Genomic DNA, 23,986 nt, shown 5'->3' on the forward strand with positions numbered 1-23,986 from the left:
GACCTTCACGCCGAACGTTGAGGCGCTAGTCTGATCGACCAACAGAAAGGCCGCGATCTAAGCTCAAAGCGAACTCGCGAATCACATAAGCCCCTCAAGCCCGTGCGTGAACGCCGGCGGCGAGCTCCTCAGAGTCGTACATTTTTGATGCAGCCTCGCTTCAGAGGATCCGCTGCATGCTGCGCCGGACCCTCGAGGAGCGCGTGGCATCGCTTTCGACTGTTTCCTTTTCTAACAATCAGAACTAATGAGGCGGTGTATGAACATGTCGATCCCGGAGCTTCGGGTTGTCGCTGAAGCATCTATTTTAGCTATTGGGCTGCTGATGTCGTCAGGAGCTAACGCCGACGATGATCTGATGAGAAACGCCAAGCAGATCTTCCATCCAATCCCCTCGGTCATTCCTGCGGTAAAAAACAATCCGGTGACGCATGGAAAGGTGGAGCTTGGCAAGATGCTGTTCTTCGATCCGCGGCTATCGGCGAGCGGGGTCATTAGCTGCAATACGTGCCACAATCTCGGCACCGGCGGAGTCGATGCCGGTCCGACCTCCGTTGGTCACGGCTGGAAGGTCGGCCTGCGCCGGGCCCCAACTGTCTACAACGCAGTGTTCAATGCGGCGCAATTTTGGGACGGACGCGCCGCGGACCTCAAGGCGCAGGCCACCGGCCCGGTGCAGGCGAGTGCCGAAATGAATGCGACTCCAGATCATGTGCTCGGTATCTTGAACTCAATGCCCGGCTATGTCGTCTTGTTCAAGAACGCTTTTCCGAACGAAGCGAGGCCGGTCACCTTTGAAAATTTTGCGAAGGCGATCGAGGCTTTTGAAGCGACTCTCATTACACCTGCGGCTCCATTCGATCAGTATCTGGAGGGCAATACACATGCCCTCGATGATCAGCAGAAGTCAGGGTTGGCACTGTTTATGGCGAAGGGATGTTCCTCTTGCCACAATGGTATCAATCTCGGTGGACAGGCCTACTTCCCGTTCGGCGTGATGAAAAAGCCGGACGCAAGCGTGCTTCCGGACGCCGATAAGGGCCGGTTTGCGGTCACCAGGGCGGTCGGCGACGAATATGTCTTCCGCGCGGCGCCATTGCGAAACGTCGCGTTGCGAGCCCCTTACTTTCATTCGGGACAGGTTTGGAGCCTGAAGCAAGCTGTTGCCCTGATGAGTGAAATCCAGCTCGGCACCAAGCTTAGCGATAGAGAGGAAAACGACATTATCTCATTTCTGAATTCGCTGACCGGTCGGCTGCCTAAGATCGAATATCCGATACTGCCGACGCGCACCAACACGACACCAAAGCCTTCAATAGACAGATAGCCTTAGCAGCACCGGCCTCATGCCCTGCCGAACAGCAACAGATGCGCTCCAAGAACCCGGGGTCCCGCAATGACGCCAAAATGAATGATCCCCTGCTGTCACTGATAAGCAGGCACATAAAAAGCCGCCCGGCCTCAATGCGAGGCCGGGCGAAAGTCACGCGGGAGCGACGCTGCTTTCCGCATCGTTCCAGCTTTCGTCGGTAGGGAGGACTACCGGCGATCGACTTACGACGAGGGCACTCGCCGTCAAACAACAAGAAGCGGATATCGCTCTGCACAAGTTAGCGAGCCGCTTGCCTTCCGCTCCTGTCGTAAACTTCAGGACTTGCTCACCACTTGCCAGCTGTCCGGTTGGCACGGGCAGCGCCTTGACGGAGCTGGGATCCATCGCGCAGGCGGTTTGACTGCCGAGCCCTGAAACTCAACCGTCAGTTTGCCGTCACGCGCCAGTATTTTGGCACCGCCGAATACCAGCAAATCTTCCCGAAGACCGCGCGAAGGCGCAAATTAGGTATGAAATTCCGCAAGGGCGGTAAAATAGATTGTTGTGATGGGACGCATCCATGGGATGGATAAATGAAGCGATAGGATCGTGGTTCGCGTCGAGCGCAAGTGACTGGGAATATGTCACCTAATCGGTATGGCCGGCATGCGGTCGTCCGCCGGATTCGAGCTTGTCGCCGCTGTATGCGATCGCCTCCGCCGGGGCAAACCGGCATTCGTAGGCGCTGGAAACTTTGGAAGCTCGCAAGGTTATCGCGAGCTCCCAAAGCGCGTTCATCTTATTCACAGATAGGTTGGCGACACGCTCCGTACGATCATGCCTCGGCCCGCAACTCGCGTGCGGCGGCCACCATATTGACGAGCGCGGGACGCACCTCCTCCCATCTTCGAGTTTTCAGTCCGCAGTCGGGATTGATCCAGAGCTGCCGATCGGAAACCCGCTGCCGCGCCAACACAATCAGCTGCTTGATCTCGGCTGCTGCGGGAATGCGCGGTGAATGAATGTCATAGACGCCCGGCCCGATTTCATTAGGATATTTGTAGCTCTTGAAAGCGTCGAGCAATTCCATTTTGGAGCGCGACGCCTCGATTGAAATGACGTCGGCATCCATTGCTGCGATCGCATCGATGATTTCGTTGAACTCGGAATAGCACATGTGCGTATGGATCTGAGTTCCGTCAGCGACAGCGGAGGAGCAAACACGGAAACTGTCCACTGCCCAATCTAGATAGTCCTTCCACTGCGATTTGCGCAGTGGCAATCCCTCCCGCAACGCAGCCTCGTCGATCTGGATCATGGTCGCTCCAGCCGCCTCAAGGTCGATGACCTCGTCTCGGATCGCGAGAGCGATCTGTCGGCATGTCTCGCTCCGCGGGATGTCGTCACGGACAAACGACCAGTTCAGGATCGTCACCGGTCCGGTCAGCATAGCCTTGACGGGTTTTTTGGTCAGAGACTGCGCATGTCGCCACCATTTAACGGTCATGGGCTTCGGGCGGGAGACATCTCCAAACAGGATAGGAGGACGAACGCACCGCGAGCCATAAGACTGAACCCAGCCGTGCTTGGTGAATGCGAAACCCAACAGCTGCTCGCCAAAGTATTGAACCATGTCATTGCGCTCGAACTCACCGTGTACGAGCACGTCCAGGCCGATATCTTCCTGCCAATGCACGGTATGGGCTGTCTCCGCTTTCAGAAGCTGCTCGTACTGCGTGTCATTCAGCGCTCCCCGCGCATGAGCTGCACGCGCATTGCGGACGTCCGCCGTTTGCGGAAAGGATCCGATGGTTGTGGTTGGAAACATCGGCAATGCGAAGGCGACGCGCTGGACGTCGGCGCGCTGGGTGAACGCACTGCGACGGCGACGCATGCTATCGTCGATCGCGGCCATTCGTCCGGCGACGTTCGCACTGTGGATCTTCGGCGATGTTTCGCGGGTGACGGATGCATCCTCTGAGAGCGTGAGTTCATCGGTCACGTCGGCAGCATGGCCAGCCAGCGCTTTGCCCAATATCGAAAGTTCCTTGATCTTCTGCACTGAGAACGCCAACCACGTCTTCAGATTGGGATCGAGATCGATCTCTAGTTCAATGTCGGTCGGAACATGAAGCAGCGAGCAGGAGGGGGCAATCTGAACACGGTCCCTGCCCAGTTTTTTGACCATAGGAGCAAGTTGGTCGAGTAGCGCCGGCAGATTAGAGCGCCACACGTTGCGACCATCAACGACACCGAGCGAGACCACGAGATCTCTACCTGCTCTGGCGACAATCGCGTCCAACTGGTCAGGTGCACGAACCAGGTCGACATGAACCCCGGCAACGGGCAAGGCCAAGACTGTTTCAAGATTGTCGCCGACACCCCCGAAGTATGTGGCCACCATGATTTTAAGGGCCGGCACGGCCTTAGCGAAATGAGCATAGGCCCGGCGGACAGCGGCCCGAGATGCTTCGTCGACGTCCATCACTAGGCATGGCTCGTCGAGCTGAACCCATTCAGCGCCGCGCGAGGCTAGTTCGCGGAGAACATCGACATAGACGGGGAGGAGTCGATCAAGCAGCGACAGCGGATTGAATGCGGGATTTACGCTTTTGCCGAGCTTCAGGAAAGTGACTGGGCCCACTAGGACGGGCCGCGTCTGATAACCGAGGCTTCTTGCCTCCTCATATTCCTCGATCGGCTTCCGAGAGGCATACTTAAAGATCTGATCCTGGTGAAATTCCGGCACCATGTAGTGGTAGTTCGTATCGAACCACTTCGTCATCTCCTGTGCGGCTACGCCGGGCCCATGCTGAGCGTGACCACCGTCTTGAGCGCCACGCGCCATGGTGAAGTAGGTTTTAAGCGACACAGGACCTTCGTTCCAGCCGTAAACGTCGGGAATGGCGCCAACCATTAGGCTGGTATCGAGCACATGGTCGTAGAGCGAGAAGTCATTCGAAGGAATGACGGTCGCACCGCGGGATTTCTGCCGTGCCCAATTAGCGGCACGAAGTCCACTCCCCGCCTCGAGGAGCTCGGCTTCGCTGGATTTTCCCGCCCAGTAGCTCTCGAGTGCGAATTTGAGTTCGCGTCGTGGGCCGATGCGTGACGTCCCCAGTGTGGCAACGGGAAGCGAAAGGATTGACATAGCTTAGACCCCATGTTGGGGCAAAGGCCATGGCGGACGCAGACAGCGAACATCGCGTGAGCGACAACTGCTTGGCGCACACCGGGACGCCCCGCCCGTGGACGATATCTTGTCGAGGCAGGTCTCCTGGCTCACGGGTCGTCGCTGCTGTCCGGCCTTCCCGAAGCCGCATGGCTTCAGTGACTTCGTTGGACAGCGGCTCGCCGCTTACAGTTGCGGGGGCAGCGCCGGCATTGCACCGGCTTCCCTCTTAGCTCCGGATCAAACGAAATCCGGAGACCGCGACGGCTTGAAATTATGCGCACGAGGATCGATGCGTCAACCTACCGATTCTCGCTGCGACATTGCCCAAGCGATTACGAGCGCACTAGGCGGGTACGACGGTCTTGCTCGCGGCCTGGTGAACACGCCCTGATCCGTGGAGGCTCCGCTTGTGAAATGCATTCGCTCCCTGCTCGCGTAACGGTTGAGCTCCACCACCGGAACGAACCCGGGCCGCTTTCGGTATCTGTGTGATCGCGAGGAGGCGACCTTCCGTCAGCAGCTTTTCGAACCTGCGCGTCAGGAAGGTGCGATCATCCTCGGCCGGCATCCGTTTGGTCACAGCCCACGAGGCTCCCTAAAAATTTCGAAAGCCGGATTGCTCCAGGACCGCACGGATGATCAGGTCGGCTCCTTGGTGTTCGGCGGGCCCGCGACCAGGCACGAGGTCGACCGCTCCGTGAGGTTGGCCAAGATGATCTTCTCGGTGCACTAGGTGTTCACGTGCTGAGCGACTTTTGCGTCGGCTTCGATGCGTCGGTGGCCGCTCGACGCCGGTCTGCCTCGCCTCGACTCGCGGCGAGCGACGATAGGCCTTAACGCGGCCACTGAGCATCGAGGGCCTTGTCCTTGTTCGTGACAAATTCGACGGTGTCCTCCGACAGAGCCCTTTGAGGGGTTCCTCGGAGTCGCTCAGCGCCTTAAGCTCATAACGATGTTAATCGACCTCGATGCGCCCCATGCGGTCGTGGTCTCCTCAAGGTCCCACATCTACAACTTCGTTCGCGAAATCGAGCGATGAGGCCTTTTGGTCGCGGGCTGCCTATCCTGTCTTGGACGGGACACAGGTGTCAGGGACCGGACAGACCACCGCGCATTGCGGCGTGTCGCAATGGCCCTCGCACTCCGTACATTTTTTGGCATCGATAACGTAAATGTCGCGCTTCAGACTGATCGCCGCGTTGGGACACTCGAACTCACATGCGCCACAAACGGTGCATTGCGAAGCGACGATCTTGTAAGCCATGCCTTCCGACTCCTTAGGCGAGCGATGCCATGGGCGATCCCTTTCAAATGCCGTGCCAAACGCAGACGCGCTCAATGTTGGGCAATTTGCCCAATTCGGCTGTCCCGGGTCTGAGACCATGTTGCATCTGCGACAGCAACAGGTCGCTTCAATTTCAGGCTACGAGCCCTCGGGCCCTCTTGCGAGAGTCAGTCGCGACTTGACGCTGGAAGCGTCCGTCGGTTTGTTTGGCACGTCAGCGCGGGGGCAAGCGAGGCTGACGCTTCCTCAACCGGCGACGGCAAAAACCGCCAACGGACGCAGGTCTACGTTGGATCTCGGCAAACCTCCGGTCACACACCCCGACTGGAGGTTTGTGCAAGCCTCGCTCATGGCTGCAACGCTAGCTGCGCGGAGGACTCGCTGGAGGCTTGCCAAAACGGGCTTGTGGTATAACAAGCTTCGGAGGGAAATGAAGTGGCGGCGGGACGAGCGACACTGGCCTTGCAGACCGAATTGCACTCAGCCTCATGCCTGGTGCCGAGTAGGCATGGCGGTGCTCGTGAGCGTCGCTTGGCCGCACTCAGCCACTCGCAACTATTTTAGACCAGCTGGAGCAGGGTTGAAAGATGACTGTGCAAATTGCTTCAGTGGCATGGCTTTTCCGAACAGATGGCCCTGCGCAAGGTCGAAGCCGAGTTCGGCCACGGCAATTAGGTCAGCCTGGCTCTCCACACCTTCGGCGACGGTGCGCACATTGTACTCTTTGGCTAGATCGACGATATGGCGGCACACCGTTCGCTTGAGGGGCCCATTCGCGCAGCCGCCGACGAACTGACGATCCACTTTCAATTTCATGAACGGGAATTTTGTCCTCCCCATCAGCTGCGGCCAATTGGCACCGACATTGTCGATTGCAAGGCCAATGTTGTGAAAGCGAACCTCACGCGCAACCTCGACCAGGAGATCTAGGTTCTGGATCGCTTCCACGCTCTCGATTTCAATCGTCAAACCGCCGAAAGCGGCGTGCGACGGCATGCGCCGACAGAGATCGCGTACTGCCTGCGGGTCAATCAGGAATGCTGCCGGGAGATTGATGGAGAGATCGATCGAAGTTTGCTGCTCCAGAAGATACTGCCAATCCTTGATCGCGCGGTCGATCACGAACTGCGACAAGTTCCTAAAATGCGGATCGTGAGGTTCCGGGATGAAATAGGCCGGTGGAACAACGCCCCAGGTCGGGTGCCGCATTCGCACATGCGCCTCGGCGCCGCGGCGGCTAAGGGTACACGCGTCAAACTTCGGCTCATACCAGAGCTCAAGCCAGCCAGCGTGTAAGGCTTCTCCGACATGGACCGCGGGACGGGGCGCCGGCTCTCTTGGCAAGAGCATGCCGATCCGATCGCGCAACGTCTCGGCTGCAAACGGCGCCCTGAGCGGCGGCAGCATAGCAAGTCCATATTCACTGCCGACCTGCTGCACTGCCGCCATGATGATCGACTCGCGCGCTCCGAACGCCAGCACTCGGCCTGCAAATTCTTCGCGCACCAGTATCTCGAGCAATCGTCCAGGCTCGATGCGGTCCGAGCCAATGCCGAGCAGGATCAGATCAGGGAACTCCGTGCGGAGTACATGCGGCAACTCATCAGCAGTCCTGCATTCGCTGATAACAAATCCCATATCCTCCAGCACATCCCGTAGAAAGGCGCGCAGATGCCGCTTGCCGACGGCCAGGCATGCCCGCGGCCGCACCTTACGTTGCCCGAAGATTACAGGTTTCCGTCTGACCAGTTCGGCCTGCCCATGTTCCATCGCAACCACTCCCGTTCCGTGACGGTGCCTTAAACGAGGAGCGAAGGTCCAAACAAGCTGTGCTTCCCGATATCTTTCGATTGTTCGAGATAAGCTTAAGATAGTGCATTAGTGTGCAAAATCTTTCGCGATCTTGCTCAGACGATTTTATCGGGCGCACGCGTATGATACCTGTCGCGCTTCGCGCAACTTTGTACGATGTCGTACGCGAGGTGGGAATCTCTCCTTCGGACGGACCGAGCTGACGCTCTATGGCGCTGCGATCATCGTGGCGCACGATTTATTGAATAGAGTAGTTCGTGAGCGACGATCGGCAATCACTCTTACGAACGTTTGATCGACATGACCGGCGTGTGCCGTTTGGTGATTGTTTTCCAATCGAAGGCAGCCCATCATGAGTTCGCAGCTGCTCAAGCCGCAGTCGATTCTGAGAACGGCAATGGCTTGCAATTACCTCAGCTCTGTTGCCTATAGCGAGTGTGGACGTGCTGCTTCCTACCGAGCCAGATAGTTGCTCTCAATTGCGTTTTCTGTATCCTCCTGAGCATGAATTTCCTCTAGAGGGCTCGGTCAGGTGTTCGTGTTGGCGCTGAAGGGCGAGGCACGTCCAGCGCGGGCACGGCTTTGCGCAAGAGCGTGCCAGGAGATGAGAACGCGGTCGCAAAAGCGGTCGAAGAGCTACTTTCCGAGTTAGGTGGCCTCGGACCGGAGTTCAGCCTTCGAGGCGCGAAGCAGGCGGCGTTGCGCCTGATTCAGGATCCCGGGCAGGGCTTCATTTTTGTCGTCGAGGAACAAGGCACCGGGCAGATTGTAGGGGTAGCTAGCATCTCGGCCGTACAGGCCGTGAGAGCAGCCGGAGCGTACGGCGTGCTTCAGGAGCTATGGATTTCTCGTGACTTCCGCAGCTCTGACTGCGGTCGGCATCTGCTCGAGGCGGTAGATTCGGAGGCGAAGCGACGCGGCTGGCAGATGATTGAGGTTGCGTTGCCTCCGGATGGCTATCCGGCCCTAGAACGGGTACGCCACTTCTACGAGGAGAGGGGATATCGGGTTGGAGGATTGCGCGCGCGCAAGAGGCTCTGACAGTGGTACGACCTCTGCGCCACACACTTAAAGCGCTCCTGGGCTAGCGTGCTATCGGTAAAGTCCTTCACGCAGTCAATCCTGGGCTTGTTGCTTCTCAAAACGAACGCTTCACGCGTGCGTCGCGGCCCAGCATGATCGAGAACCTTTGACGCTGATGCGGTGCTGACTCCCACCGCGAGCGGTTACCTCTTCGGCCTTCTTGGCGAGAACGTTCAAAAATATCAGCGATCAATCATTCTGCATTGTGGGAAGCGATACCGCGACCCGCCCGACCAAAAGGCGACAGGTCGGCTGCGGCCCGTCGCGGGCGAAGCCCGACCCAGCCTTACGAATCGTTCGTTTGCGCTTCCCATGCAGTGCGATTTACTGGCTCTGGCTTGAGATCACCCACACAAACGCCATCCATTCGTCACCAATTACATTCTCTCGGCAACTGGCCAGCCAGTCGTCTACCAGTCTCATTTCCTGCATCTTGGTGCGGCGGACCGGCGCGTGAAAGGATTCCGCACCACCTTGCCACTCCTGCTGGCGAATTTCGAGGAAGGTGCGCGAGATCAGCCATCACACTGATCCGGTAGAGGATTCCGTAATGAGCAATGTGCCGAGTGCCGCGTCCAATACGACATTCGTGCAGCTCCCCCATGCGCAGGACTGGATGCAAGCGGACCGCTTCGCCGTTTGGCGCCAATACGAAAACGTGGGCCGAGGGAATCATGCGCGACAAAGAGCCGCCCTTTTTTGATCGACCGTCAGTCCGTCAGGACCGCTCGTCGCGAAGAACCAGCTGAATCGTCCGACTTTCCCCACGCCATCACGCATCAGCGGTACATGCCAGATGCTATTGTCGCGCGTCATTGCAACGAACAATACGGTCTCGTCCGAACTGATCAGGCCATTCGGGCCCGGGCCATTAGAAATCAAGCAATGATCCGGCCGTCAGGGCAAAGTCGAAATACCCGGCCGGTCCGATCGTGCAATCCAGTCTGGCCCTGATCGGTGAAATAGATGTCGCCTTTGGTCGCGATATGCAGGTCGTTGCAGCCTCTGAAGGACTCGGAATTGCGGTGGCCCAGCAACGGTCGGATGGTCCCTCTCTGTGGATCGAGCTCCAGGAGACCGTTGATATAGTCGGACACGAGCAGCCGGCCGTCCGGAGCAACCTTCAGACGTTCGGCCAGCCGTCGTATTCGATGATCAAAGACCAGACGCCCTCCGGTGAAATCCGGAAATGCAGCCGAAGGGGATGTCGACGACATAGAGATTCCCGGACTGGTCGAACGACGGTCCCTCGATGAAACAATCTACTGGATATGCCCCGCGGTTCGCGTCTGCCCATTCCGAAGAAACAGCCGGGCGACGAAACTCCGCCGGCATCGACGAGAACACGCTAACCTCCATCAGCTTGGGCGGGTTTTCGAGATGCTCATGATGCGCCTTCGAGCCTGCGACGCGGCTGGCCCTCGTATTTGTAGCCGAACTGCTTGGGCATCGGGCCCTTGTTGCGATCGTTGCGCCCAGTTTGCTCCCAGGCGTGAGCCAGGATTCCGACCGCGCGCGACAAGCAGAAGACCCCCCGCGCGAGCGGAGAGGCGAAGCCCAGTTCGCCGTAAATGACCGCGGTCGCGCCATCGATGTTCATCGGAATGAGCTTGCTCTTGCGCTGTTGCATCACCCGCTCGATCGCGCGAGCGGCCTTGGCATAATCGCCGCCGACACTGCCCTCGTCAGCTGCGGCATCCACCAGCGCCAATAGCGGGGCCGCGCGCGGGTCGACTGGATGAAACCGATGGCCAAAGCCCGGCAGATATTTGCTGCGGGTTGCGGTGAAATGGTCGATTGCAGCGCCAGCGGCCTGCTCGATCTCTCGCCCTTGGCGCCGTCGCAGCACATCCTCGTAGAGTTCGATAGCCTGCTCCCCTGCTCCGCCATGCACGTCATCGAGCGTGTTGATTGCCGAGGCCATTGCGCCATTCAGGGGCAGGCCGCAGCTCACCGCCATTTGGGCAATTGCAATGGAGGGCGCGTGCGGACCGTGGTCAACGGATCCAACCAGCGCAGCTTGCAGCAGCTGCTCCTGTGCTGGCGTCGGCAGATTGCCACGTAACATCAGCCAAATCATGGCGGGAAAAGAAACGCGGCCTATCAAATCTTCAATTGGATAACCCCGATAGGCGATGCGACCTGGCGCGATATCGCAAATGGAGGTTCGCCACCAACTGGCCGCTTGCTGTCTCAGTTCTTCTTCGCTCATTTCCGCTTCCGTCCTTTCAACCTGCCGATTGCCAACCGACGCAAGCCGTCGGATGTCATGATATCGGTCCGTCCGTGGCTGCGCGGACGGGCAGGAAATCAGCCTCTCCTTGCTTTGGCCTCCCGACGGCTCGGCTTGAGACTAGTTGCTCAACCTCCGCATACGAATAGCCGAGCCGCTGCAGCCATCGCTCAGTGTCTGCTCCGAGCGTCGCAGGTGGTGAAGGCACCGAAAACTCCTCATCCAGCCGGAACCCCGGCCGCGTGATTCGTAACGGCTGCGCATCGTCTTGTTCTGGCGCCAAAGTCTCGATGAATCCGCGCTCAACGACCTGTGGCTGCTGCAACACTTGCGAGACCGTCAGCACACGGCCGGCAGGGACACCAGCCAAGTTCATTTGGGCCTCCCATTCCTCAGCGGGCTTGCAACTCAATGCCTTGTTCAACTCCGCGCTCAGCGTAGCGCGGTTCACCTTGCGCATCTCGCGTCCAGCAAAGCGTGGATCCGTCTTCAGGTCCGGTCGGTCGATCAGGTCGCATAGGGCTTGATACTGCTTCTGCTCGTTGGCGGAAATGTTCAGCGGGCCCGTTGCGGTGCGGAACGTGCCGGAGGGAGCCGCGGTAAAGTTCTCGTTGCCGATGGGCTGCGGCTCGATCCCGGCGTTCAGGTGGTTGGAGACGACCCATCCCATCGCCGCAATGGTGGCCTCGAGCAGGGACACGTCGATGAACCGACCCCGTTGCCTATGCCGCTGGTCGACCAGAGCCGCGGCGATAGCAAACGCAGCAGTCAGTCCCGCAATCGTGTCCGAGATCGGAAAGCCCGTGCGCAGGGGAGCCGAGGCTATATCGCCGGTGACGCTCATGGCTCCGGAGAGACCCTGGACGATCTGGTCATAGGCCGGACGGGCGGACCACGGTCCGCTCTGCCCAAAGCCGGAGATCGCGCAGTAGACCAGACGCGGGTTCAGCCTGACAAGCACATCAAAGCCGAGGCCAAGGCGTTCCATCACCTTCGGCCGGAAGTTTTCGAGCACCACGTCGGCTTCCTTGACCAGTCGCAAGAACACCTCGCGGCCCGCTTCCGATTTCAGGTCCAGTGCAATCGATTGCTTGCCGGCGTTCACAGCGACAAACGAGAGTCCCTGCAGGCGCTCCGCTCTTTGCGGATCCGCGCCGAGGCGCCGCGCCAGGTCGCCGCCGTTCGGATTTTCCACCTTAATGACCTCCGCGCCAAGGCGCGCAAGATGGTAACCGCAGAACGGACCCGCCAACACGTTTGACAGGTCGAGAACGCGGATACCGGTTAGCGGCAGAGACATCTGAAGAGCCTTCTTGTAGGTGATCCGATAGCGAGCGCTTAGTACGCAACTTATTTCAGTTGCTGCGCAGCACGTTCCGCGAATCGATTCGTGAAGGTCTTGATCAGGTCGATCTTTGCGGCTGCGATCTTCGGATCAAAGTCGCCTAGGACAGCCAGCGGGATCTTGGCCGCCTCGATGTCCATCTGACCTGTTGGCGAGAACAGCGCTTTCGACGCGTTCATGATCTCGATGTTCACCTCGCGATTGTCGGTCTTGTATGCAGGAGGCATCGCGTCGACGAGTTGTTCCGTCGACGCCGTGTTGATCCAGCGGTGGGTTTTGAGCAAGGCGTTGACGAGGCGCTGGACCGTTTCTGGATTTTTGTCGATGAAAGTCTGCTGCAGGTAGAGACAGGCGGTCGGATAGATTCCGCCAAAGGCCTGTTTTGAGCCTTCGAGTGTGCGCGCGTCGAACAGCGGCGTCGCACTCTTTTTGCGCGCGAGAAGGGTCGCAATCGGGTCGAAATAGACGAGCGCGTCGATATTCCTGGCCTCGAGTGCCACCATACCGGGTGCCCCGCTGCCGACCGCGATAATGTTCACGTCGCGCGGACCCAACCCAGATTTCTTGATGTAGTAGCGCGCCATGGTGTCGGTCGATGACCCCGGCGCCGTGATCCCGAGCTTGAGGCCCTTCAGGTCGGCACCGGACTTGACCTTGTCAGCGAGGCCGCTGCGGATACCGAGCAACACGCCGGGAATGTCATTGAGCAGGAACACGCAGGAAATCTGTTTGCCCTGCGCCTGCATCTGAATGGTGTGATCGTAAAAGCCGACTGTCCCGTCCACCGAACCGCCGACCAGCGCCTGCAAAGCCTTCGAACCACCGGCCTGGAAGTTTTCGACGGTCACCTCAAGGCCCTGGTCCTTAAACGAACCGAGCTTCACACCAAGCTCGAGAGGCATATAGTTGAGGATCTGTGATCCCACTGCGATCTTCAATTTTGTCTTCTCGGGCTCGGCGGCATGCGCTGAAATGAGCGGCAATACAGCTGCCGCGATAACCACCATCAGTCTCGGAAAAGCGTGCATGGGAACCTCCGTGAGAATGGGAGCGCTACGATCAAACTTCGTGGGCAGGTGCCGGCCGCCAGACCAGCAGCCGCTTTTCCACCCGGTCGACGATGGCATCGAGCGCGATGACGAAGGCGGAGAGGACGATGATCCCTGCGAAGACACCGGTGGCATCAAGGACGCCCTCGGCCTGCGCAATCAGGTGCCCCAATCCTGCGGACGAACCGAGATATTCGGCGACCACCGCTCCCATCACGGCCATGCCGACAGATACCCGCAGACTCGACAGGATCCACGTGGTGGCGGACGGCAGGTAGACGTGGCGCAGCAGCGAGGACTTCGATGCACGCAGCAAGCGGGCATTCGCGAGCACGACCGGATTGACCTCGCGGACCCCCTGAAACGTGTTGAAGAATGCGACAAAGAGGACCAGCGTTACCCCGAGCGCGACCTTGGAGGTGAGCCCCAATCCGAACCAGATGACGAAGATGGGTCCTAGCAAGATGCGGGGGATCGCGTTGAACATCTTGATAAAGGGCTGGACCACCTCGGCCGCAAACGGGCTTAAGCCGAGCCAGATACCAAGCGCGGTGCCGATCCCGATCCCAACCAGGAAAGACAGCACCGTCTCCAGCAGTGTTGTCCCAACATCGGTCCAGAAGTCCGATGTTGACATCCACTCGCCTATTCTTGCGACAAGCGTCGATGGTGCCGGAAAGAAGAAAGGATCGATCAGCCCGACCCTCACACCCAGTTCCCAGATCAGGATCACACCGAGGACGATGGCGAACTGCGTGAGAGCAACCTTACCCCTGCGCATAGCTTTTCTCCACTTCGGCGCCGAGCAGCGACCAGATTTCACGATAGAGCGCGACGAATTCATCCGTGGTCTGGAGTGCCAAGACGTCGCGTGGACGGGACAGCGTGATCCTGACATCGCCAACCATGCAGCTGGCAGGACCGGCAGACATCACAACGACGCGGTCCGCCAGCGTGATCGCCTCATCGAGATCATGGGTGATAAAGACGAGGGAGCGCCGGTCCGCCTGCCATAGCTCGAGCAGGATGCGATGCATGAGGCGGCGCGTGTGAACGTCCAGCGCGGAGAAAGGCTCATCCATCAGGACGATCTTCGGCTCCATGATCAGGGTCTGGGCCATGGCAACGCGCTTGCGCTGGCCTCCGGATAATTGATGCGGATAGCGCTCCTCGAACCCCTTCAAGCCGACCTTGGCGAGCCAGGGCCGCGCCTGCTCGCGCGCCTTTGCGATCGAGCTTCCCTGAAACACCAGCCCGAGGCCGACATTGTCCTGGGCTGTTTTCCAGGGCAGCAGCCCTTCCTGTTGCAGCATGTAGCCGGACTGACCGTTCAGGCCCCTAAGCGATTTGCCGAAAATGCGAACCTCGCCGGCGGCCGGCTTCAGCAGTCCGGTGACAGTATTGAGAATGGTCGATTTTCCGCAGCCGGTCGGCCCGACCACTGCAACGAATTCGGTTTCGCCGACCTGGAGGTTCATGCTTTTCACGGCGGTGAAGTCGCCGAAGCGAATCATCACGTCGCGCAGGTCGACGGCAAGTGCCGGCTGCCCTTCCATTGTTTCGCTCCGCAGAACCTGTTCTAAGCCTCAAAACAGGTAAATGGCGCTACATCCGGAGTCAATTGCATTCTGCAACATAGAACCCAGATGAGCATTGAATACTGGACTTTCTATCCATTCTGGATATCTGTTCTGCACGACAGAACACGAGGACTGTATCAATGGCAAAGACTGGGGTTGATGCGGTCGGGCGCGCCCTGGCGATCCTCAAGGCCTTCGGCGCTGAGCGAGCAGCCATGACGCTGACCGAGATTGCCGAGGCGACCGACTTCTACAAGAGCACGGTCCTTCGCCTTGCCGCATCCCTGGAAGCGGACGGATTCCTGGTGCGGGGGACCGACCGGCTATTTCGACCCGGACCGGAGCTATGGCGCCTTGGGGCGCTCTATCAGCGTGGGCTGGACCTCGGTGACCTGATCAGACCCTCGCTCCATCGTCTGGTCGAAGCAACCGGAGAGACCGCATCCTTCTACATCGCGGAGGGCGACGAGCGCATTTGCCTTTATCGCGTTAATTCTCCGCGTTCCGTCCGGCATCACCTCGAAGAAGGACAACGATTGCCGATTGATCGCGGCGCTGCGGGCCGCGTTCTTACCGCTTACCGCGATTTTGCATTCGCTGATGGAAAGAAGATCAGAGATCGTGGCTTCTACGTCTCGATCGGCGAGCGTGATCCTGAGGTTGCGGCCGCAGCGGTGCCCGTAATCGATGTCTATGGCAAATTGCGGGGCGCGCTCTCAGTCTCCGCCATTCGCACTCGCTTTGATGCAGATGCTCGGAAATCTGCCGTTGAAGTGCTGAAGTCCGAGGCTAAAGCGCTGATTGGTTTGCTGCCTGCAACTGAGCGCTGAGCTACATGGCAGCGTTCTGTTTATAACGCACAGCTCGGCGGGTGCCGCAATGGCCTCTCCTGAGCGTAGCGCGCATTTCTCGCATTGTTGAGGCCTGCAGATCATCCTCGATCTCGACGCCACCCATCCCTACAGAAGCCGCTGTCGCGGCGTGCGTGGCGAGGTGGCGTAGATCGCCTCCTGCTGAGAGGATGTGGGTGTTGGAGCCCCCCTCAGACAGGGTATTGAGATGGCCGATTTGAGCCTCTTCGCCGCCGCATGATCGAGGACATGACAGTCCGCAATCTGTCGCCGGCGACGCAGCGATCCTACATCAGCGCGGTTTCGAAGTTCAGCCGCTATTTCGGCCGATCGCCGGAGCGGTTGGAGCTGGAAGACGTCCGGGCCTTCCAGGTGCATCTGGTCTCGACCGACATCTCATGGCCGGCGCTGAGCCAGATCATCGTCTGTGCGCTACGGTTTTTCTACGGCGTCACGCTCGGCGAGGCGCTCATCCCGGAGCGCATTCCCTATGCGCGAGAGCCCCGCAAGCTGCCGGTCGTTCTCAGCGCCGACGAAGTGGTGCAGTTCCTCGAGGCGGTGTGAAGCCTGAAGAGCCGCGCCGCGCTCACCACCGCCTATGCGGCCGGCCCCAGGGCCTCCGAGGTCGCGGGACAGCGGATCGAAGACATCGACAGCACCCGCGGTGTCATCCAGGTGCGCCACGGCAAAGGCGCGAAGGATCGCAACGTGATGCTGTCGTCCCAACTGCTCGGCATCCTGCGCACCTACTGGCGGCTCGCCCGGCCGCGGCTTTATCTGTTCCCTGGGCGTGACGAAGGTCACCCGATTGATCCGACCGAGTTGCATGCCGCCTGCCGCTCGGCGGTCAAGGCTGCGGGCCTGACCAAGCGCGTCACGCTGCACACGCTGTGCCACAGCTTCGCGACGCATCTTCTGGAGAACGGAATCGACATCCGGATCGGCCAGGTTCTGCTCGGGCACAATAATCCGTCGTCGACCGCGCGCTACACGCAGGTCGCCACCCATACGATCCGGGCGACCCAGAGCCCGCTCGACCGCCTGTCGCTGGAGGTGACGCCACCGGCATGACAACGGCTCCGGGATCCGGCTTATGACCCCCCGACGTCCGCCCGCACCGACCGCCATTGACATTGCCGATATCTTGCGCCGGCATGGCGACGCCTATCGTCGTGACCATGCCGGTCATCACGGTCGCGTCGAGCGGCGGGCGATGAGCGCCATTGTTGGGTGCCGAACCGAGGCGCTCGGCGGCCACGTCGAGGCCCGCAATGACTGCGGCATGACGCGGATCGCCTATAATTCCTGCCGGAGCCGGCATTGTCCGAAGTGTCAGGGGCCAGCCCGAGCCGCGTGCCTTGCCGCGCGAGAAGCCGACCTGCTGCCGGTTCCCTACTTCCACGTCGTCTTTACGCTTCCTGCACCGATCGCCGCGATTGCTTTCCAAAACAAGGCGGTCGTCTAGGCCATCCTGTTTAGGGCCGCCGCCGAGGCGATGACCGCCGCTTGCTGCCAATCCGCGCCGGCTCGGCGCGGAGATCGGCGGCGTCGCGGTCCTGCACACCTGGGGACAATCGCTAACGCATCATCCCCACATTCACTGTGTCGTGCCGGGCGGCGGCCCGTCACCTGATGGAACACGCTGGATCGCCAGCCGACCGAACTTCTTCCTGGCCGTCAAACCGCTGTCCCGGCTCTTTCGCTGTCTTTTTCTCAAACGCCTGATCGGGGCCTTCCACGCCGGCGCCTTGCGCTTCTTCGGCGATCTTGCTTCTCTTGCCGAACTCGACTCTTTCGCTGGTCGCATCAAAGCCATGCAGCGCGTCAACTGGGTTGCTTACGCCAAGCGGCCCTTCGGCGGACCCGCACAGGTGCTGGCCTATCTCGGCCGCTACACCCATCGCGTCGCGATCGCCAACAGCCGGCTCGTCGCACCCGACAACGATCATGTTGCCTTCACATGGAAGGATTACCGCCAGGACGGCGCGACAAAGATCATGAAGCTCAAGCCCGACGAGTTCATTCGCCGCTTCCTGCTTCATACGCTGCCCGATGGTTTCCATCGCATCCGCCACTTCGGCTTCATGGCCAACCGCCATCGCGCTGCCAAGCTCGCCCTTTGCCGCGAACTTCTCGATCATGAGACAGCCCAAACGACAGCCAGCCGCCGCCTGTGGATTCGGAAGCTCAAACCTGGGCCGAAGTTCCTGCCTGTCCGGATTGTGGTGGCGTCATGCGCATCATTGAGCGCTTTCGACACAGCTTCAGAAGCTCCATCCCTCGAACATCACCGTTCCGATGCGACACATCGTGAGCCAAGTCATGCCGTGCACGACGATCATCATTCGTCATTTCGCTCCCAGCGTCTCGATCATCGCGGACGATGTCGACTCCGTGCTTTCACACTGCGCGACAACAACCGTCCGATGCAGCAAAATGCCTATCGCGATCTCCAGTGAAGCGCGTCTGATCTCAACTCTTCCCCGATGCGCACATCTCGTGTCTCTGCCTCACGCGCCGAGCCAGCAGATCGGGCCTTCCGATCTCGAATGTGCTGCATGCTCTGGTCCTCGTCTTCGGCCAGAACGAACTTCAAACTGGATTAAGCCCGAGGGGCAGGGTCAACACCCACGCCTTCCTCGGCGGTGCAAAATCCATGCACCAGATTCGTGTGGGCGTCGGCGGCGCCACTACAACGATCGCGTGGTTGCCCCCCAGCGCATCCAGTACGAGGGCAACCTATGGCGTGAGGACACCACGCGGCAATCCTCAGCGCGCGGCAATCCTCAGATGGGCTGTGACGGGCGTCTCTTGGAGACTCGTACGACTCTCACGGCTACTCGCCGTTCCCAGCCGGTGGTCGGCCACAGTCGTCTCTTCTGGCGCGATTTGGCGGATTGTTAGCAAAGTTGCGCGACTCTCCGACCGCCTACATCTGTTCGTCGGAGCCGTGGCCTCTCGCGAGATCCCGTGTCCGTTGCATCGTGTGGGAAAAATATTCGTCGCGCTCGCGGCGCACGCGCTCTTGATGCGCTCTGAAATTCGCAACTCGTTTGCTGATGTGCTCTCGCTCGGAGGTGTCCCAGCTCAACCGCGGGGGAGAATCGGGTGGGGAAGCTTTTGCGATTGGCGCGATGGGTGCTATCAGCTTTGGAATAGGCGCTACGCTCCGTGCGCGTTCTACGAGTGCCGCGGATTGTTGAACCAGCGCCTCCAGTTCCTTCTTCCAGTTCATCTTCCATGTTCTCCGACCAGTCATGGGAGCATGCTAATTTGGTGCGGTACGCTCGTCCAGCTACCCCTTTTGGTAGTTGCGAGGCCGCTGCTTGTCCGCAAAATAGTGGCCGATGAGCCATTTGGGCCGATGAAATTCGCGGCTTCCCTGCTAGGAGAACCCACCAACGTAACCTTCGTCACCCAAGTGACGCAACAGGATGGAAGATCAGAACGATGCGACCTGGGTCAAACCCGTCGGCTGTGCCTGGTCTCTGGCATGAAAGCATGATCGCCCAGGCTCGCCATGCTCGAACTCCTCAAGCGACTACGCTGACGCCGAAGCAGCGGAGATTGTGCGTCAATGGGCGAATCGGCGCCGCCCGAATGGTCCGACCAGAACTACTCTACAGTATTGCTCAAATGGGAGATGGGAGTGGCGAGGGGTGTTGTGAAATGGTTTAACGCGACGAAGGGTTTCGGCTTCATTCAGCCGGATGGGGGCGGCCAAGATGTTTTTGTACACATAAGCGCCCTGGAGCGCGCTGGCCTCTCTGACCTGCGGGAAGGGCAGGCAGTCTCTTACGAGCTTAAAGTCGACCCGAGGCGCGGTAAAAGCAGTGCGGAAAATCTGCGTGTCTGATTTCATGTCGTAGGCGTCTGGCCTCAGCCCCCCGCCCAAGTCTGGCGCTTACCTCGGAACGACCCCAGCCTCTTTAAGCACTGGGGTCGTTTCATTTCTCGCCAATTTTCGACGTTTCGCGGGTCCGAATACAAAAGAACGTAGCTAGCGATGCTCGCTAGCGCATCGCCTCTTTGTCCCGTTTGGTAGACGGGTAACAGTCAGTCCGCCCGCTCGTCATAGCGCGATTTGAAGGCGCTCGCGAGCGGCTTATTGGTCGGAAGGTCATCCTCCCCGATCATCCTGGACCGGAGGTGGTGGCGCCGGCGCTGATCAAACCCGATACCGTGCTGCGGCGCGAGTTCAACAGTGTGGACCAACGAAGGGATGGGAAACCTAAGCAAGGACTCTCGCGCGTTCGAGAGGGCTACGATATCAGGCTATTGATGCGCGAGCTCCCTTCGCCGGACGTTGGATCCGGTCAAGGTCGCCAGCCTCGAGGGCTCACAAGCAGGCAATTCGTAGATTGTGGGCAGGCTCCTCAACGCCCTCCATCAGGAGCCTTCGGGGATCTCGGGGAGCACGACGCCGCACCTGCGGCCGCGGTTGTGCATGCGGTCGCCGCGTTCTTTGCTCAGCCACACGCCTGGCTCGTACGCTGAAGCTGCAACCGCGTAGTCGCCCTTCAAGTGCTGGATGATCTCGCCGAGAAATGATACGCAGCGGCGATGATCGTTTACCTTCACATCAATAAGTGTCGGGGCAGGGCTGGATTGAATTTACCTTAATTGGGCGGGGCCATCTTTGGTTGAGTGCTCGTCCGGTCGCCACGCCATTATGGGATCGCTCTCCGCCCTAGAGCCTCTCGTCGTGGAGGTTGGCAATCCTCCTGGCGCAGCGAACCGGCTAGAACTGAAAATCGAATTTTGAGATGCACGAAGGCAATGCCGAACTCACCTATCGGAATTCCAAGGGGATTTTGCTGAGCCGGGACATTTCGGGCGTCCACCACCGATCCGCGCCCCTCGTAGTCTAATTTATGTAACCGCGGAACGCTTCCGTCCATCATTAGGGCTTCGCACGGACCAACATACGGCCCGTTGGCATCGCGCGTTGAAGCCCACTTGAGGATTCAAAGCCGGAGCGGCTGCTAGCATCAATGCTAAAGCTCGATCCGTCCTCCTAATGAACCAGCGCATGCGACGGCACCTTGAAACATCGCGCTTCCGATCGGCATCAAGCGTCGGCGCCTATCTGGGTCTTACGCCTCGACGCAACCACTCTGGCGAAACTGGGCAAGATATCACGATGGGGCGACCGTCTTCTCCCAACCTACCTGTACGAGGCGGCGATCGTCCTGCTTCATCGAACGAAGAAATGGTCCTCTCTTAGGGCTTGGGGCATGAAGCTCGCTAAGCGGATTGGCATGCGAAAGGCAAAGGTCGCCATCGCGCGCAAACTCGCCATCCTTCTTCACTGTATCTGGGTCTACGGCACATCGTTCGACTGGGGCCAGAGGAAGGAAGCCTGATCCGATCTTGTAGAGTTCCTGGTCCGGTCTGCCGGACTGGCGATGTCTCGCTGGGACGGTGTTGTGGCGGCCTCGGTCAATCAGGCGGTGGCGGCTCGTCCGCACTCCGCTGCAAACGTTGAGGCGCCCGACCCCGACATCATCATGAGGCGCTGCGCGACTTGGAAAGGACCATGATCCCAGCGAAGACCTCAACCAGCCCCGGCGATCTAATGCACGTATCAGCCGGCCCGCGCCGTCTCCGCAATCCGGACCAGCTCCGACGGCGCGAGCACTACCACCGTGCCGTGGGCGAGTTCAGAAATGTAAGTTTTGACAACAAACCGCAATTAAAGGGCCGATTGACACCCAGCGCGCGCGTACGCAGGCGAGGCAATCGCGGCTCCCCGGAGATCATGATCCGCGAGCGCCCTGCTAAAGCTGCCGAAGCAGTGCCGGGACATCGTGAGTGAGACCTCCTCCTCGGTGTTGGCAGCTCGGCAATCTGCAGGCCGTCCGAACGCACGAAAGGCATCACGATGCTATTGCACCGTTCGTTTGGCGGGGTTGGCGAAGCGCAGCGCCTGGTGGCGAGCGACGCAGCTCTTCGAGTAAGGTCAGGCCCTCTTTCACGACGCCGGCCGGAACGACAGTCCCACTCAGGACGCCAGTCGAGGACACCGAGTGCCGTTTGTCGTGTGTCAACTATCAACTCTCGCAGTTGATGGAGAGAACGACCCATGCAACCGTAACGATCGGATACCACCGATGCAGGTCGATTAACATCCGGAGAGACGCCCGTGCCATGCGGCGCCACGTCCATGGATGAAAAATGCGTACAAGCAGCGGCTGATCATCGACAAATCAAACGGGCGGATCCTTCGTACAGTGATGTTTAATAATGACGAGTGACGGCACAGAATCTTCGCTCCGCATCTGGCTCGCCGTCATCGTGCTAGGCATCGCCTCGTTTCACATCGTCTTGGCAGAGATAGCACCTATCGGGCTGTTGTCTCAGATTGCTCGCGACCTCGGACGAGATCAGGCAGCGGTCGGGCTCACGGTGGCCCTCTATGCCTGGATCGGTGCTGCCAGCGGTCTGTTGTCACCCGTTCTGCTTCAGAAGTTTCCTCGCAAGCCGCTACTCATCGCCTTGACTCTTATCCTTTCCGCAACAACGTTTGCGGCGACGATGTCTCACACTTTCGAAGGGTTGTTGCTGGCACGCACGGTGGGCGCTGTCGTTCACGGTTTCTATTGGGCCATGGCGGCTGCGGTTGCGTCTAAGATTGCGCCGTCCCGCAGTATGGGTGTTGCGATGGCAATCGTATTCGGCGGGATCTCGATGGCGACCGTTGTTGGCGTGCCGCTCGCGAACTTCGTCGGTCAGGTGAGCGGATGGCGTGCAGCGTTCAGATTAATTGGCGCCATCGGACTGATCACCTCAGCCCTGATGGTGGCAGTTCTTCCGAAAATGCAGGCCGGGACGCCAGCGGGATGGAGAGAGCTTGGATCAGTCTGCCGCAGGCATGACCTGTTGGGGATCTATGCCGTAACGACATTCATGGCGGCGGCGCATTTCGGGGCGTACACATTTATAGAACCATTCCTCAGCGAGATTCCAAACGTTGCCCAAGTCATGATCGGCGCGCTGTTGTTCGGCTTTGGCGGAGCAGGATTCCTGGGGAACATCCTGGCGGGCGTCCTCATCGACCGCTTCATGAAGCCCATCATCACTGCGGGGCTGCTTGCTCTGTGTCTGGCGCTCGTTGGCCTTGGATGGTTTGGTCCCCACTTGGGGACAGGCCGGGTCCTTGTCTTGCTGGTCATCTGGGGCGCTGCCGTCGCGGCGCTGTTCGCGGGACTCCAGACCTGGATCCTGCGCGCCGCCGGTTCGACAGTGATGACTGCTGCCGCGATGCACTCGGCGGTCATCAATTCGGCCATCGGCTTCGGAGCCGTCCTTGGCGCCCAGATGTTGACTGTAGCCGGCCCATCAGGAGTGATGCTGGCAGCTGGTATGGTCGTCATCATCCCTCTGCTGATAGTTCTCCCGCAAGCAGCCCCAGAGGGTGATCTAAAAAAGGGGGCGTTGCTTGATGGATAACGCCGCAGCCGTGCGCAACGCGCGGATCGCCGCGTGCCCTACCACGAATGTCGCACGAAACCTTCCGCTGGTACGCGAGCGTTGGACCAAAATGTTCGTGCAGCCAAGCGGACCGGTCGAAGGGGGTGAAACACCACGCCAGGCCTTGCCCGAGAACTCGTTGAGGAACTCGGCATCGAGGTTTCTGGCGATGTACGCGAACATTTCGGGCGATTGCGCCGTTGCGGCATTGCGAGGAGCATTCGGTCGAGCGGTCTACCGCACTGCGGAACACTTTTGCATTCTTTCCACACAACAATGTCTCTGTCCTGAGATTACCCGGCATTCTAGCATCATAATTGGCGCTACCCGACAGACGGGCAAGCTCGCCTTCTTCATCCCGTGAGCGTCCTCACGCTGGCGTGTGACGCGCTTCTCGATGATCGGTCCTATCGCGCTCAACCGAAGGCGCTCTTTGCTGGCTCTTCTGAGGCGCTGCCGAGCAGCTGAGCCATCATCGCCTTCCTGCGCGAAATGAGCAAGCTGATGACCTATTTGCGTGCCTTCCTGATTGAGCGCTCACCAGCATCACAATGGCATTCCAAGCAGCGACTTTGATCAATTGCGTCCTTAGACCCACTGGGATCTCAAAGCCATGGTCTAGAACTGGGCTTACTGTCAATGAACGCGCATGATGGTGCCTTAAGACGAGACGCAAGATCGGCGCGGCCTCTAGATCAAGTTTACGCGCTAGACACGTCCGACCAACGGCCGATGATCCAATGCGACGGCCATCCCGAAACGAGTGAAGCGACCTGCCACAATGCGCT

At 59.4% G+C, this 23,986-nt stretch carries 16 protein-coding genes, 3 pseudogenes and 1 riboswitch; of the genes and pseudogenes, 9 read left to right on the forward strand and 10 right to left on the reverse strand.

Annotated features, from left to right (window positions below; genetic code table 11):
* Positions 1–259 precede the first annotated feature (259 nt).
* Positions 260–1,327, forward strand: coding sequence for a cytochrome-c peroxidase (locus AC0L3S_RS17305; protein ID WP_219682848.1), 1,068 nt, complete (start codon positions 260–262; stop codon positions 1,325–1,327).
* Between the two features lie 820 nt (positions 1,328–2,147).
* On the opposite strand, the gene metE is transcribed toward AC0L3S_RS17305, so the two are convergent.
* Complete coding sequence (metE, locus tag AC0L3S_RS17310) at positions 2,148–4,463, reverse strand: 5-methyltetrahydropteroyltriglutamate--homocysteine S-methyltransferase (protein WP_259217598.1); 2,316 nt, start codon at positions 4,461–4,463, stop codon at positions 2,148–2,150.
* A gap of 99 nt (positions 4,464–4,562) precedes the next feature.
* Positions 4,563–4,762: riboswitch (cobalamin riboswitch) on the reverse strand.
* A 167-nt stretch (positions 4,763–4,929) separates the two neighbouring features.
* Between metE and AC0L3S_RS17315 the strand changes: the two genes are divergently transcribed.
* On the forward strand, positions 4,930–5,220 hold the full coding sequence (locus tag AC0L3S_RS17315) for a hypothetical protein (protein WP_259217599.1): 291 nt from the start codon (positions 4,930–4,932) through the stop codon (positions 5,218–5,220).
* A gap of 327 nt (positions 5,221–5,547) precedes the next feature.
* On the opposite strand, the gene AC0L3S_RS17320 is transcribed toward AC0L3S_RS17315, so the two are convergent.
* Together AC0L3S_RS17320 and AC0L3S_RS17325 are read right to left on the reverse strand one after the other, a co-directional pair.
* Complete coding sequence (locus AC0L3S_RS17320) at positions 5,548–5,751, reverse strand: 4Fe-4S binding protein (protein ID WP_007600001.1); 204 nt, start codon at positions 5,749–5,751, stop codon at positions 5,548–5,550.
* A gap of 576 nt (positions 5,752–6,327) precedes the next feature.
* On the reverse strand, positions 6,328–7,542 hold the full coding sequence (locus tag AC0L3S_RS17325) for an EAL domain-containing response regulator (RefSeq protein WP_259217602.1): 1,215 nt from the start codon (positions 7,540–7,542) through the stop codon (positions 6,328–6,330).
* 624 nt (positions 7,543–8,166) lie between these two features.
* Here AC0L3S_RS17325 and AC0L3S_RS17330 point away from each other — a divergent pair.
* A complete protein-coding gene (locus tag AC0L3S_RS17330) occupies positions 8,167–8,625 on the forward strand; it encodes a GNAT family N-acetyltransferase (protein ID WP_259217603.1) in 459 nt (152 codons plus the stop codon).
* 920 nt (positions 8,626–9,545) lie between these two features.
* On the opposite strand, the gene AC0L3S_RS17335 is transcribed toward AC0L3S_RS17330, so the two are convergent.
* The 6 genes from AC0L3S_RS17335 to AC0L3S_RS17360 all read right to left on the reverse strand — a co-directional run bounded on the left by AC0L3S_RS17335 (position 9,546) and on the right by AC0L3S_RS17360 (position 14,850).
* Entirely contained in the window at positions 9,546–9,884 is a 339-nt protein-coding gene (locus tag AC0L3S_RS17335) for an SMP-30/gluconolactonase/LRE family protein (RefSeq protein ID WP_456652772.1), read from the reverse strand.
* 167 nt (positions 9,885–10,051) lie between these two features.
* Positions 10,052–10,879 (reverse strand): citryl-CoA lyase, encoded by an 828-nt coding sequence (locus tag AC0L3S_RS17340; RefSeq protein WP_259217604.1) that lies wholly within the window; start codon positions 10,877–10,879, stop codon positions 10,052–10,054.
* Positions 10,880–10,934: 55 nt separating this feature from the next.
* Entirely contained in the window at positions 10,935–12,200 is a 1,266-nt protein-coding gene (locus AC0L3S_RS17345) for a CaiB/BaiF CoA transferase family protein (RefSeq protein WP_259217605.1), read from the reverse strand.
* A 50-nt stretch (positions 12,201–12,250) separates the two neighbouring features.
* Positions 12,251–13,273 (reverse strand): ABC transporter substrate-binding protein, encoded by a 1,023-nt coding sequence (locus AC0L3S_RS17350; protein WP_259217606.1) that lies wholly within the window; start codon positions 13,271–13,273, stop codon positions 12,251–12,253.
* A 31-nt stretch (positions 13,274–13,304) separates the two neighbouring features.
* Complete coding sequence (locus AC0L3S_RS17355) at positions 13,305–14,075, reverse strand: ABC transporter permease (RefSeq protein WP_259217608.1); 771 nt, start codon at positions 14,073–14,075, stop codon at positions 13,305–13,307.
* The gene (locus AC0L3S_RS17360) at positions 14,062–14,850 is read right to left on the reverse strand and encodes an ABC transporter ATP-binding protein (RefSeq protein WP_259217610.1); all 789 of its coding nucleotides are present in this window, start codon (positions 14,848–14,850) and stop codon (positions 14,062–14,064) included. The genes AC0L3S_RS17355 and AC0L3S_RS17360 overlap by 14 nt, the downstream gene beginning before the upstream one ends.
* A gap of 164 nt (positions 14,851–15,014) precedes the next feature.
* Between AC0L3S_RS17360 and AC0L3S_RS17365 the strand changes: the two genes are divergently transcribed.
* The 3 genes and pseudogenes from AC0L3S_RS17365 (at position 15,015) to AC0L3S_RS17375 (ending at position 18,039) form a co-directional block, all read left to right on the forward strand.
* The gene (locus tag AC0L3S_RS17365; protein WP_259217612.1) at positions 15,015–15,704 is read left to right on the forward strand and encodes an IclR family transcriptional regulator; all 690 of its coding nucleotides are present in this window, start codon (positions 15,015–15,017) and stop codon (positions 15,702–15,704) included.
* 258 nt (positions 15,705–15,962) lie between these two features.
* Positions 15,963–16,796, forward strand: a pseudogene (locus AC0L3S_RS17370) (tyrosine-type recombinase/integrase).
* Positions 16,797–16,818: 22 nt separating this feature from the next.
* Positions 16,819–18,039: pseudogene (locus AC0L3S_RS17375) on the forward strand (IS91 family transposase).
* Positions 18,040–18,654: 615 nt separating this feature from the next.
* Here the strand turns inward: AC0L3S_RS17375 and AC0L3S_RS17380 are convergent.
* Positions 18,655–18,960, reverse strand: a complete 306-nt coding sequence (locus tag AC0L3S_RS17380; protein ID WP_259217614.1) for a hypothetical protein — start codon at positions 18,958–18,960, stop codon at positions 18,655–18,657.
* 414 nt (positions 18,961–19,374) lie between these two features.
* Here AC0L3S_RS17380 and AC0L3S_RS17385 point away from each other — a divergent pair, with 414 nt between their 5' ends.
* The 3 genes and pseudogenes from AC0L3S_RS17385 to AC0L3S_RS17395 all read left to right on the forward strand — a co-directional run bounded on the left by AC0L3S_RS17385 (position 19,375) and on the right by AC0L3S_RS17395 (position 23,177).
* The gene (locus tag AC0L3S_RS17385; RefSeq protein WP_219682983.1) at positions 19,375–19,581 is read left to right on the forward strand and encodes a cold-shock protein; all 207 of its coding nucleotides are present in this window, start codon (positions 19,375–19,377) and stop codon (positions 19,579–19,581) included.
* A 1,200-nt stretch (positions 19,582–20,781) separates the two neighbouring features.
* A pseudogene (locus AC0L3S_RS17390) lies at positions 20,782–21,091 on the forward strand (transposase); the annotation flags it as partial.
* 880 nt (positions 21,092–21,971) lie between these two features.
* Positions 21,972–23,177: an MFS transporter gene (locus AC0L3S_RS17395; RefSeq protein WP_259217615.1), complete on the forward strand. Its 1,206-nt coding sequence runs from the start codon at positions 21,972–21,974 to the stop codon at positions 23,175–23,177.
* Positions 23,178–23,986 lie beyond the last annotated feature (809 nt).

This window comes from Bradyrhizobium sp. Ken01 (assembly GCF_055807355.1).